Below are 14,808 nucleotides of genomic sequence, written 5' to 3'. Positions count from 1 at the left end.
CGTCCGAAGCAGACGACAGCGCGTCAGCTCTTCTCCAGGTACTCCGCCCGCTCCAGGTCGACCACGTCGGCCACCATCTGCGCCAACCCCGGCAGCGAAGCCAGCTCCGGATCGGCCGTCACGATCTCCTGAGCCTGCTCCCGCGCCTCGGTGATCACGTCCTCGTCGCGCAGCAGCGACAACAACTTCAGCCCAGACCGCTTGCCCGACTGCGCCGCACCGAGAATGTCGCCTTCGCGGCGCAGCTCCAAGTCCAACCGGGACAGTTCGAAACCGTCCGTTGTGGACTCGACGGCGGCCAGTCGCTCACGAGTGGAAGTCCCGTCCAGGGTTTCCGTTACCAGCAAGCACAATCCGGGCACGCTCCCTCGCCCGACGCGGCCACGCAGCTGGTGCAGCTGGCTCACGCCGAACCGGTCGGCGTCGAGGATGACCATCGCCGTCGCGTTGGGGACGTTCACGCCGACCTCGACCACGGTCGTCGCGACCAGCACCTCGACCTTCCCCGCGCCGAACGCCTGCATGACGGCGTCCTTCTCGTCAGTCGGCATCCGGCCGTGCAGCGCGGCGATCTTCAAGCCCTTCAACGCGCCGTTGGCGAGATCCGGCGCGACGTCCAGCACCGCGAGTGGCGGCCGCTTGTCGCTCTTGTCCGACGGCGGTTCGTCGCCGATCCGCGGGCACACGACGTACGCCTGATGCCCCTTGCCGACTTCCTCGCTGACCCGCTGCCACACCCGGTCGAACCAGGCGGGCTTCTCCGCGACCGGCACGACCGTCGTCTTGATCGGCGACCGGCCGACCGGCATTTCGCGCAGCGCCGAGATTTCCAGGTCGCCGTAGACCGTCATGGCGACCGTGCGCGGGATCGGCGTCGCCGTCATGACCAGCACGTGCGGGCTCGTCGAATCGGCGCCGCGGGACCGCAAAGCATCCCGTTGCTCCACGCCGAACCGGTGCTGCTCGTCCACGACCACGAGCCCGAGATCGGCGAACTGCACGGTGTCCTGGATCAGCGCGTGCGTGCCGACAACGATGCCCGCCTCGCCGCTTACCGTCTCCAGCAACGCTTTCTTGCGTTCCTTCGCGCCCATCGACCCGGTGAGCAGCGTGATCCGGGTGGCGTTCTCGGCCGCGCCAAGCTCACCCGCCATCCCGATGTCGCCGAGCATTTCGCGCAGCGAACGCGCGTGCTGCGCGGCCAAAACCTCGGTCGGCGCGAGCATCGCCGCCTGCCGCCCGGAATCGACGGCCTGCAGCATCGCCCGCAGCGCGACCACGGTCTTGCCGGAACCGACTTCACCTTGCAGCAGCCGGTTCATCGGGTGCTCGGACGACATGTCGGCGGCGATCTCGTCGCCGATCGCGCGCTGGCCCGCGGTGAGATCGAAGGGCAGCCGCTTGTCGAACGCGTCGAGGAGGCCGCCGTCGACATGCGGGCTCGCCTTCGCCGGACGCGACACCGCGGAATGCCGTCGCTGCGCGAAAATCAGCTGTACGGCCATCGCTTCGTCCCACTTGAGCCGGTGCCGCGACGACTCCAGGTGCGCCCAGTCCTCCGGCCGGTGGATGCCGCGCAACGCCCGCTCCAGGCCGGGCAGCCCGTGCCGCTTGAGCAGTTCGTCGGGCATCGGGTCCTCGCCGACCTCCAGCACGTCCAGCACCTGCCGGACGCATTTGGCGATCGACCAGGTCGGCATGCCTTGCGCCGCCGGGTAAACGGGGATGATCTCGGCGAGGAAGTTGTCGACCGCCTCGGCCTCGCGTTCGGCGTCGAGCAGCTCGTACTCCGGGTTGGCCAGCTGCAGCGTGTCCCGGAACGCGGTGACCTTGCCCGCGAACAGCCCGGTCTTGCCCGGTGCCAGATCCTTCTCGCGCCACGCCTGGTTGAAGAACGCGCACGCGAGCCGCCGCTTGCCGTCGGTGATCACCATGTCGAGGATGGTGCCGTTGCGGGATTTCATCCGGCGCTTGCTGATCTTCTCGATCCGCGCCAGCACGGTCGCGTGCTCGCCGAGCTCCAGCCCGGCGATGTCGGTCAGCTCGCCGCGTTCGGCGTAGCGGCGCGGATAGTGGCGCAGCAGATCGGAAACCGTCTCGATGTCGAGCGAGCTCGAGAGCGCTTTCGCCGTTTTCGCGCCCAGCAGCAGCGGGAGTTTGTCGCGAAGACCGGCCATGATTATTCGACCCCCATCAGCAGCACGGCGTCGCTTTGACCGCCGGCGTAACTCGTCAACTCCACCTCGGGGTGCTCCAGCCTCAGTTGCTCGGCGAGCTCCGCGGCCACCCTCGGCGGAGCGTCCGCCCCGCTCAGGACGGTGACCAGCTCGCCGCCGAGCGCCAGCATCCGGTTGAGCACGCTGACCGCGGCCGCGACGAGATTCGTCGCCGACGCCGGGGCGGGTTCGATCAGCACCACCTCGTCGTCGACCAGACCGATCACGTCGCCGGACTGGGCCCGGCCCACCCAGGTTAGCGACTCTTCGCGGGCGATCCGCAGCTCGCCACGCCTGGTCGCGCCCGCGGCCTCGGCCATCGCGACGACGTCGTCGTTGACCCGCCGGTCGCCGTCGTGCACCGCGAGCGCGGCCAGCACCTGCACCGGCGACGAGCAGGGGATCACCACGACGTCGCGTTCGCCCGCCATCGGATGCCCGGCGGCGGTGTCGGCGGCCGCGGTGAGGTCCGGCCCGCCCGGCAGCACGCTCAGATGCTGCCCGGCCGCCTCGTTGAACAGCCCGATCATGTCCTCGACGCTGGGAAGCTCGCCCTCCGGCACCGCCAGCACCGCGACGCCCTCGGCCCGCAGCAGCTCGGCGAGCCCGCCGCCGCGCACCACCGCGACCACCGACCGGTCGATTCCGCCACCCGGTTCGATCGGCGTCGGGGTGAGCAGCGGCTCGACCCTGATCTTTCGCGGCCTGCCCAGCTGCAGACCGGCTTCGATGGCCGCGCCGATGTCCGCGCAATGGACGTGCACCGCGTGGCTGCCCGAGCCGTCGCCGGCCACGGTGACGCTGTCGCCGAACCCGCTCAGTTCCTTCCGCAACGCCGGCAGCCGGGCCTCGTCGACCTCGTCCAGCAAGTACATGACCTCCCACGCGTACGGCACCTGCTCCGGCAGCGAAGCGACGGCCCGCAGGTCGTGCCCGGGTTCCTCGGTTTCGCCGGTGATCACGCCCGCCAGCGCGTCGAGCACCGCGACCAGTCCGCGGCCCCCGGCGTCGACGACCCCGGCCTTGGCCAGCGCGGGCAGCTGCTTGGGCGTCTCCTCCAACGCCGCCGCAGCCACGGTGACGACCTCACGCGCGACCTCGGGCAACGTCCGCGTCGTCCCTCGGACGGCGGCGGCCACGGCGTGCAGGACAGTCAGCATCGTCCCGGCGACCGGCCTGCTGACCGCGCCCGTGGCGGCTTGGTCCGCGTGCCCGAGCGCGGCGGCGAGACCGGCGCCGTCGAGGTCCTCGCCGTTCGCCGCCCACTCGGCCATCCCGCGCACGACCTGGGACAGGATCACGCCCGAATTGCCTCGCGCGTGTGCGACCGCCCCGCGCGCCAGGACAGCCAGCGCTTCAGCGGCGTCGGCCGGTTCCGCGCTGGTGAGCGCCTCGTGCGCGCCGGTCATCGTGTACAGCAGGTTGGAGCCGGTGTCGGAGTCCGCGACCGGGTAGACGTTGATGCCGTCGATGGCCGTGCGCAGCCTGTCCAAGCTGCGCACAGAGGCCGCCGCCCAGCCCGACACCGCCGCCGCGTCCAGCACCCGCACCCCGTAACCTCCTAGCCGGTCCCCGCGAGGGTAACGACCCCGCGGCAAGGCCCCCGAGACCACTCGTTACTATGGTCGAGTTGCCTGGCAAGTTCAGGCGCGCATTCTTTGTCCCATATCCAGAGGAGTTCGACGTGGCTGCCGTGTGCGACGTCTGTGGCAAGGGACCCGGCTTCGGCAAGTCGGTCTCGCACTCCCACCGGCGTACCAACCGCCGGTGGAACCCGAACATCCAGGTTGTGCACGCGAAGGTCGGCGTGTCCCAGCGCAAGCGCCTGAACGCCTGCACCTCGTGCATCAAGGCCGGCAAGGTCGTTCGCGGCTGAGTTCAGCAGCTTTCGAAAAGGGGCGAGTGCTTCGGCACCCGCCCCTTTTTCGTCACCTCAGGAAGCCCGCCAGAACCTCCCGCAGGGACTCCGGCGCGTTCAGCACCCCGTGGTCCTGCCCCGGGACCTCCTCGTAGCGTCCGTGCGCAACGGCGGCAGCGACAGCCTTGGCGGACGACGCCATCCACGCCTCCCCCGCGCCGCCCGACAGCGACAGCACCGGCACCGTGATCGCGGCCAGCCGGTCGGCTGGCAGGTGGTTGCCGCGGCCGCAGACTGCCAGGTCATAGGGCAGCGTGTGCGCCAGGCCGACGAACCAGCCCCACACCGGCGCGGCCTTCATCGAGTCCACCATCGCGGCCGGGGTCCCGGTCCCCTCGACCAGGAACAACTCGACCGCGGTGTCCCGGTCGCCGTCGGCGAGGGCGGCACTCACCCGGTCGACCAGGTCTTCGGCGGGACGCGGGCGGTCGTCGCCGATGAACGGCGGTTCGTACACCGCGACCTTCGTGATCGGCAGGCCGCGCGCCGCCGCTTCCAGTGCCAGGATCGCGCCGGACGAGTGGCCGAACACCGCGGCCGACCCGCCGACGGCCTCGATCAGCACCTCGAGGTCGTCGATCTCGCGCTCGACCGCGTAGACCTGGGCGTCGCCGCTGTCGCCGCGGCCTCTCCGGTCGTAGGCGACCGCGGTGAATCCCGCGTCGGCAAGCACCGCGGCCAGCGCGGCGACGGTCGTCCGGTCGTTCACCGCGCCGCCGACCAGCAGCACCGGCGAACCCGAGCCGTAGGTGTCGAAGGCGATCGGGGTGCCGTCGGCGGACGTGACGGTGGCGGTCATGGCTTTCCTCCAGGGTTTCAGTCGTTCCTTACCCTGGTGGTCGGCGCCGGACGCCGGAACTGGACACGCCGCGTCAGGGAAGTTTCCAGTCGAGCGGTTCCGCGCCCTGCTGGGTCAGCAGCTGGTTCGCCCGGCTGAACGGACGCGACCCGAAGAAGCCGTTGCGCGCCGAGAGCGGGCTCGGGTGCGCCGATTCGATGCACGGGACGTCGCCGAGCATCGGCCGCAGGTTCCGCGCGTTGCGGCCCCACAGAATCGCCACCAGCGGTCCGCCGCGCGCGGCGAGCGCCTTGATCGCCTGCTCGGTGACCTGTTCCCAGCCCTTGCCCTGGTGCGAGTTGGACTTGTGCGGCTGCACGGTGAGCGACCGGTTGAGCAGCAGCACGCCCTGCTCGGCCCACGGAGTCAGGTCGCCGTTGGCGGGCGTCGGATGGCCCAGGTCCTCGCAGTACTCCTGGTAGATGTTGATCAGGCTCTTCGGGATCGGCCGCACGTCCGGAGCCACCGAGAAGCTCAGGCCGACCGCGTGCCCGGGCGTCGGGTACGGGTCCTGGCCCACGATCAGCACGCGGACGTCGTCGAACGGCTGCTTGAACGCGCGCAGCACGTGCTCGCCCGCGGGAAGATAGGTGCGGCCCGCGGCGATCTCGGCGCGGAGGAACTCCCCCATCGCGGCTACCTGCGGGGCCACTGGTTCAAGGGCTTTCGCCCAGCCGGCTTCGACGATTTCGTCCAGCGGTCGTCCAGTCACGGCCCGCGAGCCTAGCGGCACGTGCCCGAGGTCACTGTGGCGGGTCCAGCCTGCGCAACTCGGCGCGGAACCGCGCTCCGCGCCGGACATAGGAATCCACCACCGCGGCGATCTGGTCTTCGGAAAACGACTTGTTCGGCCGCGTTTTCGCCGGAACCCCCAGCGCGATCTCGCCGGTGCCGACCGTCGATTCGTACGACAGCACCGCGCCCGCGCCGACCATCCCGCCGTCCTCGATCACGCTTCCGTTCAGCACCACCGAACCCGACGCGATCAGGCAGCCGGTGCCGATCGTCGCGCCCTCGATGTGCACCGCGTGCCCGACCGCCGACGACGGGCCGATGATCGTCGGATGCCGCGCGGTGCAGTGGACGACGCAGCCGTCCTGCACGTTCGAACGTTCGCCGATCTCGATGTACCCGTGGTCGCCGCGCAGCACCGTCTGCGGCCAGACCGACGCGCGCGGTCCGATCCGGACATCGCCGATCACCGTGGCGTCGGGATGGACGTAGGCGTCCGGGTGGATGGTCGGGACCAGGTCGCCGAGCGCGTAGATGGCCAAAGCCGCCTCCGGGTCAAAGTCGTCAGAGTGGTCGGTCGCGGTCGAGATCCTTGCCGTAGTACCGGCTTTCGGGCATGTCGCCGTAATAGCCGAAAGCCGGGATCTCGACGTAACCCGACGAACGGTAGAGGGCGATCGCCTCCGGTTGCTCGGTGCCCGTCTCCAGCACGACGCGGCGACGTCCGGCGGCCACCGCGGTGCGTTCCAGTTCGGCGAGCATCGCGCGGGCGAAACCGCGTCCTCGTGCCGATTCGACCACGTACATCCGCTTGATCTCGACATCGCCGGGCCGGAACGTCGGCGCGGGACCGTCGTGCGCGCGCCACGCGCCGGACGCCACCGGCGAGTTGTCCAGGTACCCGACCAGAAACAGGCCCCGCGGCGGCGCGAACTCCGCGGGGTCCATCGGGGTCTCGTCCTCGGAGCCGTAGCGGCGCACGTACTCCAGCTGCACCTCGGCCATCAGCTTGGCGGCGTCGGGATGGTCGAAGGCGACGACACGGATGTCCACGCGATCAGCCTAATGAAGGATCACTGCTGCCAGTGCTCCCAGCCGCCTTGCTGGTCGTACTCCTTGCCGTCCACGGTGACCCCGGAGCCGGGCATGGTGACCACGCCGATCTTGCGCCAGCCCTCGGGCAGGTCGTCGAACGGCGGGAACGTCGCGACCAGCGCGTGGTCCTCGCCGCCGGTCAGCACCCACTGCAGCGGGTCCGCGCCCAGCGCGCTGCCGACCTCCTTCAGCCGCGTCGAAACCTCGAGCAACGCGGTCTGCACGTCGAGCCCGACCTCGGAAGCCGCGGCCAGATGCGCGAGATCGGCGAGCAGGCCGTCGGAGACGTCCATCATCGCCGTCGCGCCGGCGAGCGCGGCCTGCGGACCGGCCGCGTACGGCGGTTCCGGGCAGCGCTGCGCGTTCACCACGCCGACCGGCGACCGGAATCCGCGCCGCAGCACCGCGAGCCCAGCCGCGGCCCAGCCGAGCCGTCCGCACACCGCGAGCACGTCGCCGGGGCGCGCGCCGGAGCGGGTCACCGGTTCGCGGTCTTCGAGGTCGCCCAATGCGGTGACGCTGATCACGAGCTGGTCCGCGCTCACGAGATCGCCGCCGGACACCCCGATGCCCGCCGTTTTCGCCTCGGCCCACATCCCGTCCATGATCTCGGTCACGACCTGCGCCGGGGTGTCCGCCGGACACGCGAGCCCGACGACCACCGACGTGGGCTTCGCTCCCATCGCCGCGATGTCGGACAGATTCACCGCGACCGCCTTGCGCCCGGCCTGCTCCGGGCTCGACCAGTCGAGCCGGAAATGCACGCCGTGCACCAGGACGTCGGTCGTCACGACCACGCGGCCGTCCGGCGCGGCGAGAACCGCCGCGTCGTCGCCGGGGCCCAGCAATGTCGACGCGGGCTGCTCGCGTCCTTCGGTGACCCGCCGGATCAGGCCGAACTCGCCTGTCGCGGCCACCGAGTGCTCGTCCGGTGACACCGGTCACCTCCTGTTTCCCTCGCCTGTGTCGGATCGGCCACCGACAATCGGATCCCCTAGGTTTTTCCCAGGGCTGGCGCTACGTTCCCTACACCGTCTACACCGTTCCTACCTCGACTCGACCGCCACCGACGAAAGGGCACGCCGTGGTCCACGCATACATCCTCATCCAGACCGAGGTCGGCAAAGCGGCCGCGGTGGCTGCGGAGATCGCCGGGGTCCCGGGCGTGACCAGCTCCGAGGACGTCACCGGCCCGTACGACGTGATCGTGCGCGCCGCCGCGGACACAGTGGACCAGCTCGGCCAGCTCGTCGTCGCCCGCGTGCAGAACGTGGAAGGGATCACGCGCACGCTGACCTGCCCGGTCGTCCACCTCTGACGCGTGGTCCACTGATGCGGTGGCAGACACCGACACCGGGGCTCCGCCGAAGGTCGTCCTCGTCACCGCGTCGTTGCTCGTGGCCGCTTTGGCGGTCGCGGTCGCGGTCGTCGCGCTGACGAAGAGCTCCTCCGGGCAGCCCGACCCGAACCAGCCCCTCGCGCTCGTTTCCGTTCCCGCGCCGCAGGCCGGGTCGCCGGACTGCGCGAAGCTGATCGCCGGGGTCCCGGCCACGCTCACCTCGAACGGCAAGGAACTGTCGCCGCGCACGCTCGCCGAGCCCGCGCCGAAGGCCACCGTCGCGTGGGGCGAGCCGGATCCGGTCGTGCTGCGCTGCGGCCTCGAACGTCCGCCGGACCTCACCCAGACCTCGCCGCTGCGCGTGGTCAACAAGGTGCAGTGGCTGCAGGTCGAGCAGGGCGATTCGGCCACCTGGTACGCCGTCGACCGGCCGGTCTATCTGGCGCTGACCGTGCCGAAGAGCGCGGGAACGGGTCCGCTGCAGACCATTTCGGACGCGGTCGCGGCGAAGCTGCCGGTCAAGCCCCTGAAGTTCTAGCCGCGATCGTCTCCAGCGATTCGCCGGTGGTGCGCGGCCCGAGCACCGCCACGTCGATCATCAGCAGCACCATCGCGCCCGCGACCACGGCGAACATCGTCGTCGCGCCCGCCGAATGCAGGATCGGCAGCAGCACGAACGGCATCGCGGCCGTCGCCAGCCGGGACAGCGCGTAGGCCGAACCGGCGGCGGTTCCGCGCAGCGACGTCGGGAACAGTTCGCCCTGGTAGGTGTGGAAGGCGTTGGAGAACACGTTGCTGACGGCGGTGTAGCAGAACCCGAACACCGCGATCAGCACGCCAGAGGTGGCGTAGCCGAAGGCCAGCCCGAACACCGCCATCGCCGCCGCGCTCGCGACGATCAGCCATTTGCGTTCCAGCCGTTCGATGATCGGGATGGACAGCGCGGAGCCGATCGGATAGCCGAGGAAGGTGAGCGCGGCGAAGGTCAGCGAGCTGACTAGGCCGAAACCCTTGGCCGCCAGCACAATCGGAACCAGCGAGCCGAAACCGTAGTAGCCGAACGACTGCAGCAACTGGAACACGTACAGCATCGCCGTGCGGCGGAACCACGGCGGACGCAGCAGCGCCGACGCGCGCACCGGTTCGGGCGCGGGCGGTTCCGGCTCCGGTTCGGGCAATGGCTGCGGCGCGCTCGCTTCGAGCTTGCGTACGATCTCGTCCGCTTCGCCGATTCTGCCTTGTGCGGCAAGCCAACGCGGTGATTCCGGCAACGTGAACCGCAGCGCCCACACAACCGCCGCGCCCAAGGCACCGATCACGAACAGCCAGCGCCAGCCGTCGATGCCGAGCGGCGCGTGGCCGACGAGCGCGCGGGCGAGGAATCCGGCGGCCGGGACGCCGCAGAAACCGATCGTGTAAGCCCAGGCTGTCGCGCGACCGCGGGCGCGGGCGGGCAGCAGGTCAGCGAGATAAGCGTCGGCGACCGGCAACTCCGCTCCGATGCCGATCCCGGCGATGAAGCGGCAGATCACCAGCATCCACACGTCGGTGCTGAACGCGCCGAGCAGCGTGAACACCGAGTACAGGCCCAGTGTGAGCAGGAACGCGCGCCGCCTGCCGAAGCGGTCGGCCAGCCTGCCGAGGAACACCGCGCCCACGAACGCGCCGACGAACGCCGACGCCAGGACGTACTTCAGCGTCGTCGGGGTGACGCCGAATTCCTTGGTGAGGACGGTGCTGATGGTGGCGGCGAGGAACAGGTCGTAGAGGTCGAAGAAAGTGGCGATGCCGACCACTGCCACGAAGTACCGGTGCCGCCGGGTGACCGGGAGCCGGTCGAGACGGGAAGCGATCTGCACGCGCTGTTTTCCTTACCGGGCCGGGGGTGTGCGGGGATCATCGTAAATCGCCGCGCCCGAGGTCGCGGCGCGGCTTCTGAGAGGCTGGCGGGCGTGACGGTTGAGGAGTTCGAGCGGCACCGTTCGAAACTGTTCGGGCTGGCGTACCGGATGACGGGTTCCGCCGAGGAGGCCGAAGACGTCGTCCAGGACACCTTCCTGCGCTGGCACCGGGCCGACGCGGTCGCGTCGCCGTGGGCGTGGCTGGCCAAAGTCGCCACCAACCTGTGTGTGAACCGGTTGACGTCGGCGCGGGCGCGGCGGGAGAACTACGTCGGTTTCTGGCTGCCGGAGCCAGTCCTGACCGAGAACGGCGCTCTCGGCCCGCTGGACCGCGTCGAGCAGCGGGAGATCGTCTCGCTGGCCTTCCTGGTGCTGCTGGAAAACCTGAACCCCGTGGAACGCGCGGTGTTCGTCCTGCGCGAAGCTTTCGGCTACAGCCATCGGGAGACGGCCGAGGTCATCAATTCCACCGAGGCGAACTCCCGGCAACTGTACGCCCGAGCGCGCCGGCGCCTGGCCGAGGCCCGCGACGGTTCCGCTCGCCGGACGTCCCCTCGCCGCGACCTGGTGGAGAGGTTCCTGGCCGCGGCGGAACAGGGTGACGTGCCAGGGCTGGAGAAGGTGCTGGCCGAGGACGTGACCGTGTGGGTGGACGGCGGCGGCAAGGTCGGCGCGGCCCGGCGGCCCATCTCCGGCATCGACAAGGTGGCGCGCTACTTGGCGGGATCGTTCCGCCTCGCCGGTCCGGAGACGACCTTGTCGGCCGCGGAAGTGAACGGCTCGCCGGGGCTGCTGGCCCGTGCGGGCGGGACGCTGGTGGGCGTGCTGGTGCCCGAGACGTCGGACAGCCGGGTCACCGGGATTCGCGTCGTCGCCAATCCGGACAAACTCCGGGCGTTGTCACGTTCGGAAGGCCTGTCCGGTTCTTAACGGGGACACTCGCTCTCCCCGGAGGAATCGACTCGTGACGAACTTGATCCTGGTGACGGGCGGCACCGGCCGGCTCGGCCGCGCGCTCGTTCCGCGTCTCGCCGCGGACGGTCACGCCGTCCGCGTCCTGAGCCGCCGCGCTCCCGCGGACAAGCAAACCCGCCGCGGCGACCTGCTCACCGGCGCAGGCCTCGACGACGCGCTCGACGGCGTCAAGGCGATCGTCCACTGCGCGACCGGAAACGGTCGTTCGGACATCGACGGCACCCGCAATCTCGTCCAAGCGGCGGCGCGAACCGAGCGGCCGCATCTGCTGTACGTGTCGATCGTCGGCGCCGACCGGGTGGAATTGTCGTACTACCGCGCGAAACTGGCTTGCGAGCAGCTGGTGGAACGCTCCGGTCTGCCGTGGACGATCCAGCGGACGACGCAGTTCCACGAACTCGTCGCCTGGATGTGCACGAGCCAGCGATGGCTGCCGATGATCGTGATGCCCCGCGGGGTCAGCTTCCAGCCCGTCGACACCGCAGACGTGGCCGCCCGCCTGGCCGCGCTGGTCGGTGCGCCTGCCGGGCGGGCACCCGACCTGGGCGGACCCGAGGTGCGCCCCGCCGCCGATCTGGCCCGCGCTTACGCGCGCTCGCGCGCCCTCCGGCGGCCGGTGCTGTCGGTGCCGATGCCCGGGGCGGCCATCCGCGGCTACCGCGAAGGGGGCCATCTGAGCCCCGGCCACGCCGACGGCCGGATCACCTTCGACCAGTTCCTCGCCGCATGAACGCCCGTGCCTGGCTGCGCGCGGGCTTGGCCTTCCTCGCGGCAGTGCAGTTCGCGGTGGGGAACTGGGCGCTGTGGTCGCCGCGCTCGTTCTTCGACATTCCCTGGGTGGGCATGCGCATGCCCTACAACGCGCATCTGATGATGGACTACGGCGCGATGAGCCTGGCCACCTCGGTGGTGCTGGGCGTGAGCTTCTTCGCCGCACGCCGGAGCCTGGCCCGCACCGCGCTCGCGGTGTACCTGACGTTCGCCGCGCCGCATCTGGTGATCCATCTCCAGCTGCTGCACCATCTCACGCCCGGCGAACGCGTGCCGTTGATGGCCGCGCTCACCGCGGCTGTCGTGCTCCCGCTGGTGTTGCTTCCGCTCACTGGACGGCTGGAGAAAACCTAGCCCCGCACCTCAGCGCAGGCCGGTGCCCCGGGCGAGCGCGGTGTCGATCAGCGTCGACAGCAAGGTCGGGTAGTCCACCCCGGTCACCTCCCACATCTTCGGGTAGGCGGACTTCGTGGTGAAGCCGGGCATCGTGTTGACCTCGTTGATCACCAGGTCGCCCTCCTCGGTCACGAAGAAGTCGACGCGGGCGAGGCCCTGGCAGTCGAGCGCGCGGAAGGCCTCGACGGCCATCGCGCGCAGCCGGTCGGTGAGCGCGTCGTCCAGTTTGGCCGGAATGTCCAGCTCGGCGTCCTCGCCGAGGTACTTGGTTTCGAAGTCGTACCAGGCGTCCTCGCCCTCGGCGAGGACGCGGATCTCGGCCGGGAGCGACGCCTCGACGCGGCCGTCCGGGAATTCCAGCACGCCGCATTCGACCTCGCGCCCGCGCACCGCCGCCTCGACGAGCACCTTCGGGTCGGTGCGCCGGGCCAGGTCGATCGCGGCGTCCAGGTCGGCCCAGTCGGCGACGCGGGAGATGCCGACCGACGAACCGGCGCGCGAGGGCTTCACGAACACCGGCAGGCCAAGGCGTTCGCGGTCCTGTTCGGCCAAAGTGGACTGTCCGCGGCGCAGCGCGGCGTAGGTGCCGACCGGCAGCCCTTCCGCGGCGAGCAGCTTCTTCGCGTATTCCTTGTCCATCGCCGCCGCGCTGGCGAGCACGCCGGGGCCGACGTACGGGAGGTCGGCGAGTTCGAGCAGGCCCTGGATGGTGCCGTCCTCGCCGAAGGCGCCGTGCAGCACCGGGAAGACGACGTCGACGGTGCCGAGCACCTCGGTGGCCTGGCCCGGGTCGACCGTGCGCAGTTCGCGGCTGGTCGGGTCGCCGGCCAGCACGAGCGCGCGGCCGGACTCGACCGTCGGCAGCTCGCGGCCCTGGATGCTGAGCTGCTCCGGGTCGCCGGTGCCGAGCACCCAGCCGCCGGTCGGCGTGACGCCGACCGGGAGCACCTCGAAGCGGTCCGGATCCAGGTTCGAGATCACACTGCCCGCGGACAGGCACGAGATGGTGTGCTCGCTGCTGCGGCCACCGAACACGACCGCGACCCGGATCTTTTCAGCGCTCATAGCCGGTCACCGTACCGGGTGAGCATCGCCAACAGCGCGTGCCGGGGGTGTCTGCGCTGGTCGCGAGGGTCGAGCCGCTGGTCGGCGAGTACGCGAGGAAGCCAGCGCGAACCACACCACTCCGCGGACCGCGAGGAACGCCATCCCGGCCAGCACCAGGACGGTGAAGTCCGGCAGCGTCTGGAACGCCACGTCCACCGGCAGCCAGCCGCCGTAGCTGAGCATGCCGACTCCGACGAACACCGCCGCGTACAGCGCTGCTGCCGCCACCAGATGTCCGATCAGGGGGCGCACTGCTACCCGGCGGAAACCCTTGTCCCGCAAGAGCTCCGGCAGCTTCCGGGCGCGCCGGAGTTGTCGGCGGGTGGCCAAGACCATCGCGATGAGGACCAGGAGGGCGACGCCGTCGATGATGCCGTAGGTCAGCAGGAAACCGTTGCCGATTTCCGGAGCCGGCACGCCCGCGAGCATCGCGAGCGTGTGGTGGAACGGCGCGCCGTTGTCCAGCAGGACCGGATTGCGCGAGGTCAGCACCACCAGGCCGACGTGGCGGTCCGGCAGATATCCCAGGTTGGCGTGGTAGCGGGTCAGGTCGCCGTCGTGCTGGACGACCGGCTGGCCGTTGAGGGTTCCGGTACCCCAGCCGAATCCGTAGTGGTCGATGCCGTCGATCGCGTGGTCTTCACCGGTGGGAACCGCCGCGCTGTGCATCAGCCGCAGGCTTTCGGCGGACAGCGGCCGGGCGCCGCGGTAGGCGCCGGTCATCTGGAAGGTCAGGTAGTGGCTGAGGTCCTCGGCGGTGGAAACCAGGTAGCCGTCCGGCCGGGCACCGGGGAAATCCGGCGTTTCCATGGGCACGTTCAGCCCGAACAGCACCGACGAGCCCTCGATCAGACCTTCTCGGCGGGCGTCGGCGAGATTGGTGAAGGTCCGGTGCATGCCGAGCGGGGCGAGGACGTGCGCCTTGAGGTAGTCGGCGTAGCTCTGGCCGGAGACCTGCTCGACCATCAGGCCCAGCGTCGCGTAGTTCTTGTTGCAGTAGTGGAAAGTCGCGCCGGGGCGGGACACCGGGACGACGTCGGCGAGCGCGCGGACACGCTGCTCCAGCGTGGTTTCCGGCTCGTAGAGGTCGACGGTGCCCGCTTCGGTCGGCAGACCGCTGGTCTGGTTCAGCAACTGCCGCACGGTAATCGGGTTGTTCTCTCCGGCAGTGCGGAACCACGGCAGGTAGGCGGTGATCGGGGTGTCCAGGCCGACTTTGCCCGCTTCGACGAGCTGCATGACGGCCGTGGCGGTGAACGATTTGCTCAGCGAGCCAAGGAGAAACGGCGACTGCGGAGTCACGTCGGAGCCGACCGCGCCGGTCGTCACGGTGCCGTCCGCGGAGACCAACGCGTAGGACGACGGCGGTCCTCCGGCCAGTTCTTCCCGCAGGTGCGCTACTGCCGTGTCTTGTGTTTGTGCCGAGGCTGGTGCGGCGAACACCGCCAACGTCACGGCCGCGATCGCTGCCGCCGCCCACCGAATCCGCCGAGTCATCCCGCGCTCCTCCGTGCTCCGAA

At 70.3% G+C, this 14,808-nt stretch carries 16 protein-coding genes; 6 read left to right on the top strand and 10 right to left on the bottom strand.

All coding sequences use genetic code 11. The features are described from left to right. Positions 1–23: 23 nt before the first annotated feature. Both recG and ABD156_RS37905 read right to left on the bottom strand, forming a co-directional pair. A complete protein-coding gene (recG, locus tag ABD156_RS37910; RefSeq protein WP_344285738.1) occupies positions 24–2,177 on the bottom strand; it encodes an ATP-dependent DNA helicase RecG in 2,154 nt (717 codons plus the stop codon). Between the two features lie 2 nt (positions 2,178–2,179). Continuing rightward, complete coding sequence (locus tag ABD156_RS37905; RefSeq protein WP_344285735.1) at positions 2,180–3,766, bottom strand: DAK2 domain-containing protein; 1,587 nt, start codon at positions 3,764–3,766, stop codon at positions 2,180–2,182. A 134-nt stretch (positions 3,767–3,900) separates the two neighbouring features. Between ABD156_RS37905 and rpmB the strand changes: the two genes are divergently transcribed. Continuing rightward, complete coding sequence (gene rpmB / locus ABD156_RS37900) at positions 3,901–4,092, top strand: 50S ribosomal protein L28 (RefSeq protein WP_009074135.1); 192 nt, start codon at positions 3,901–3,903, stop codon at positions 4,090–4,092. 52 nt (positions 4,093–4,144) lie between these two features. On the opposite strand, the gene ABD156_RS37895 is transcribed toward rpmB, so the two are convergent. The 5 genes from ABD156_RS37895 to ABD156_RS37875 form a co-directional block, all read right to left on the bottom strand. Further along, on the bottom strand, positions 4,145–4,933 hold the full coding sequence (locus ABD156_RS37895; RefSeq protein ID WP_344285732.1) for an alpha/beta fold hydrolase: 789 nt from the start codon (positions 4,931–4,933) through the stop codon (positions 4,145–4,147). A gap of 73 nt (positions 4,934–5,006) precedes the next feature. Next, positions 5,007–5,684 carry a uracil-DNA glycosylase gene (locus ABD156_RS37890; RefSeq protein ID WP_344285729.1) on the bottom strand — a complete coding sequence of 226 codons (678 nt, stop codon included), beginning with the start codon at positions 5,682–5,684 and terminating at the stop codon, positions 5,007–5,009. 31 nt (positions 5,685–5,715) lie between these two features. After that, positions 5,716–6,246 carry a gamma carbonic anhydrase family protein gene (locus ABD156_RS37885; protein WP_344285727.1) on the bottom strand — a complete coding sequence of 177 codons (531 nt, stop codon included), beginning with the start codon at positions 6,244–6,246 and terminating at the stop codon, positions 5,716–5,718. Positions 6,247–6,268: 22 nt separating this feature from the next. Then, the gene (locus ABD156_RS37880; RefSeq protein WP_344285725.1) at positions 6,269–6,757 is read right to left on the bottom strand and encodes a GNAT family N-acetyltransferase; all 489 of its coding nucleotides are present in this window, start codon (positions 6,755–6,757) and stop codon (positions 6,269–6,271) included. Between the two features lie 20 nt (positions 6,758–6,777). Beyond that, positions 6,778–7,737, bottom strand: coding sequence for a thiamine-phosphate kinase (locus ABD156_RS37875; RefSeq protein WP_344285723.1), 960 nt, complete (start codon positions 7,735–7,737; stop codon positions 6,778–6,780). Positions 7,738–7,883: 146 nt separating this feature from the next. On the opposite strand from ABD156_RS37875, the gene ABD156_RS37870 reads away from it, so the two are divergent. Both ABD156_RS37870 and ABD156_RS37865 read left to right on the top strand, forming a co-directional pair. Next, positions 7,884–8,117 carry an Lrp/AsnC ligand binding domain-containing protein gene (locus ABD156_RS37870; protein WP_009074118.1) on the top strand — a complete coding sequence of 78 codons (234 nt, stop codon included), beginning with the start codon at positions 7,884–7,886 and terminating at the stop codon, positions 8,115–8,117. A 19-nt stretch (positions 8,118–8,136) separates the two neighbouring features. After that, positions 8,137–8,676, top strand: coding sequence for a DUF3515 domain-containing protein (locus tag ABD156_RS37865; RefSeq protein WP_344285715.1), 540 nt, complete (start codon positions 8,137–8,139; stop codon positions 8,674–8,676). On the opposite strand, the gene ABD156_RS37860 is transcribed toward ABD156_RS37865, so the two are convergent. Continuing rightward, a complete protein-coding gene (locus ABD156_RS37860) occupies positions 8,657–9,997 on the bottom strand; it encodes an MFS transporter (RefSeq protein WP_344285712.1) in 1,341 nt (446 codons plus the stop codon). The two genes, ABD156_RS37865 and ABD156_RS37860, sit on opposite strands and share 20 nt — an antisense overlap. Before the next feature lie 93 nt (positions 9,998–10,090). Between ABD156_RS37860 and ABD156_RS37855 the strand changes: the two genes are divergently transcribed. Genes ABD156_RS37855 through ABD156_RS37845 form a run of 3 tightly spaced genes read left to right on the top strand, consistent with a single transcriptional unit; the run spans position 10,091 to position 12,139 of the window. Further along, positions 10,091–10,969, top strand: a complete 879-nt coding sequence (locus ABD156_RS37855; RefSeq protein WP_344285709.1) for an RNA polymerase sigma-70 factor — start codon at positions 10,091–10,093, stop codon at positions 10,967–10,969. 34 nt (positions 10,970–11,003) lie between these two features. Continuing rightward, a complete protein-coding gene (locus ABD156_RS37850) occupies positions 11,004–11,744 on the top strand; it encodes an SDR family oxidoreductase (protein ID WP_344285706.1) in 741 nt (246 codons plus the stop codon). Continuing rightward, a complete protein-coding gene (locus tag ABD156_RS37845) occupies positions 11,741–12,139 on the top strand; it encodes a hypothetical protein (RefSeq protein ID WP_344285703.1) in 399 nt (132 codons plus the stop codon). Before ABD156_RS37850 ends, ABD156_RS37845 begins: the two co-directional genes overlap by 4 nt. 9 nt (positions 12,140–12,148) lie before the next feature. Here ABD156_RS37845 and ABD156_RS37840 read toward each other — a convergent pair whose 3' ends face one another. Together ABD156_RS37840 and ABD156_RS37835 are read right to left on the bottom strand one after the other, a co-directional pair. Further along, positions 12,149–13,246 carry a D-alanine--D-alanine ligase family protein gene (locus tag ABD156_RS37840; RefSeq protein WP_344285700.1) on the bottom strand — a complete coding sequence of 366 codons (1,098 nt, stop codon included), beginning with the start codon at positions 13,244–13,246 and terminating at the stop codon, positions 12,149–12,151. 6 nt (positions 13,247–13,252) lie between these two features. Then, positions 13,253–14,785, bottom strand: coding sequence for a serine hydrolase domain-containing protein (locus ABD156_RS37835; protein WP_344285697.1), 1,533 nt, complete (start codon positions 14,783–14,785; stop codon positions 13,253–13,255). Between the last annotated feature and the right edge of the window lie 23 nt (positions 14,786–14,808).

Origin of the sequence: Amycolatopsis albidoflavus, assembly GCF_039525725.1 — a bacterium.
Lineage (GTDB): Bacteria > Actinomycetota > Actinomycetes > Mycobacteriales > Pseudonocardiaceae > Amycolatopsis > Amycolatopsis albidoflava.
The sequence above is the reverse complement of the archived record's forward strand: the minus strand, read 5'-3'. Positions and strand labels throughout refer to the sequence as shown.

Bases quoted from the DNA above. Each gene is read 5' to 3' on its own strand.
- recG (WP_344285738.1), bottom strand. From the start codon at position 2,177: ATGGCCGGTCTTCGCGACAAACTCCCGCTGCTGCTGGGCGCGAAAACG.
- ABD156_RS37895 (WP_344285732.1), bottom strand. From the start codon at position 4,933: ATGACCGCCACCGTCACGTCCGCCGACGGCACCCCGATCGCCTTCGAC.
- ABD156_RS37845 (WP_344285703.1), top strand. From the start codon at position 11,741: ATGAACGCCCGTGCCTGGCTGCGCGCGGGCTTGGCCTTCCTCGCGGCA.
- ABD156_RS37840 (WP_344285700.1), bottom strand. From the start codon at position 13,246: ATGAGCGCTGAAAAGATCCGGGTCGCGGTCGTGTTCGGTGGCCGCAGC.
- ABD156_RS37835 (WP_344285697.1), bottom strand. From the start codon at position 14,785: ATGACTCGGCGGATTCGGTGGGCGGCGGCAGCGATCGCGGCCGTGACG.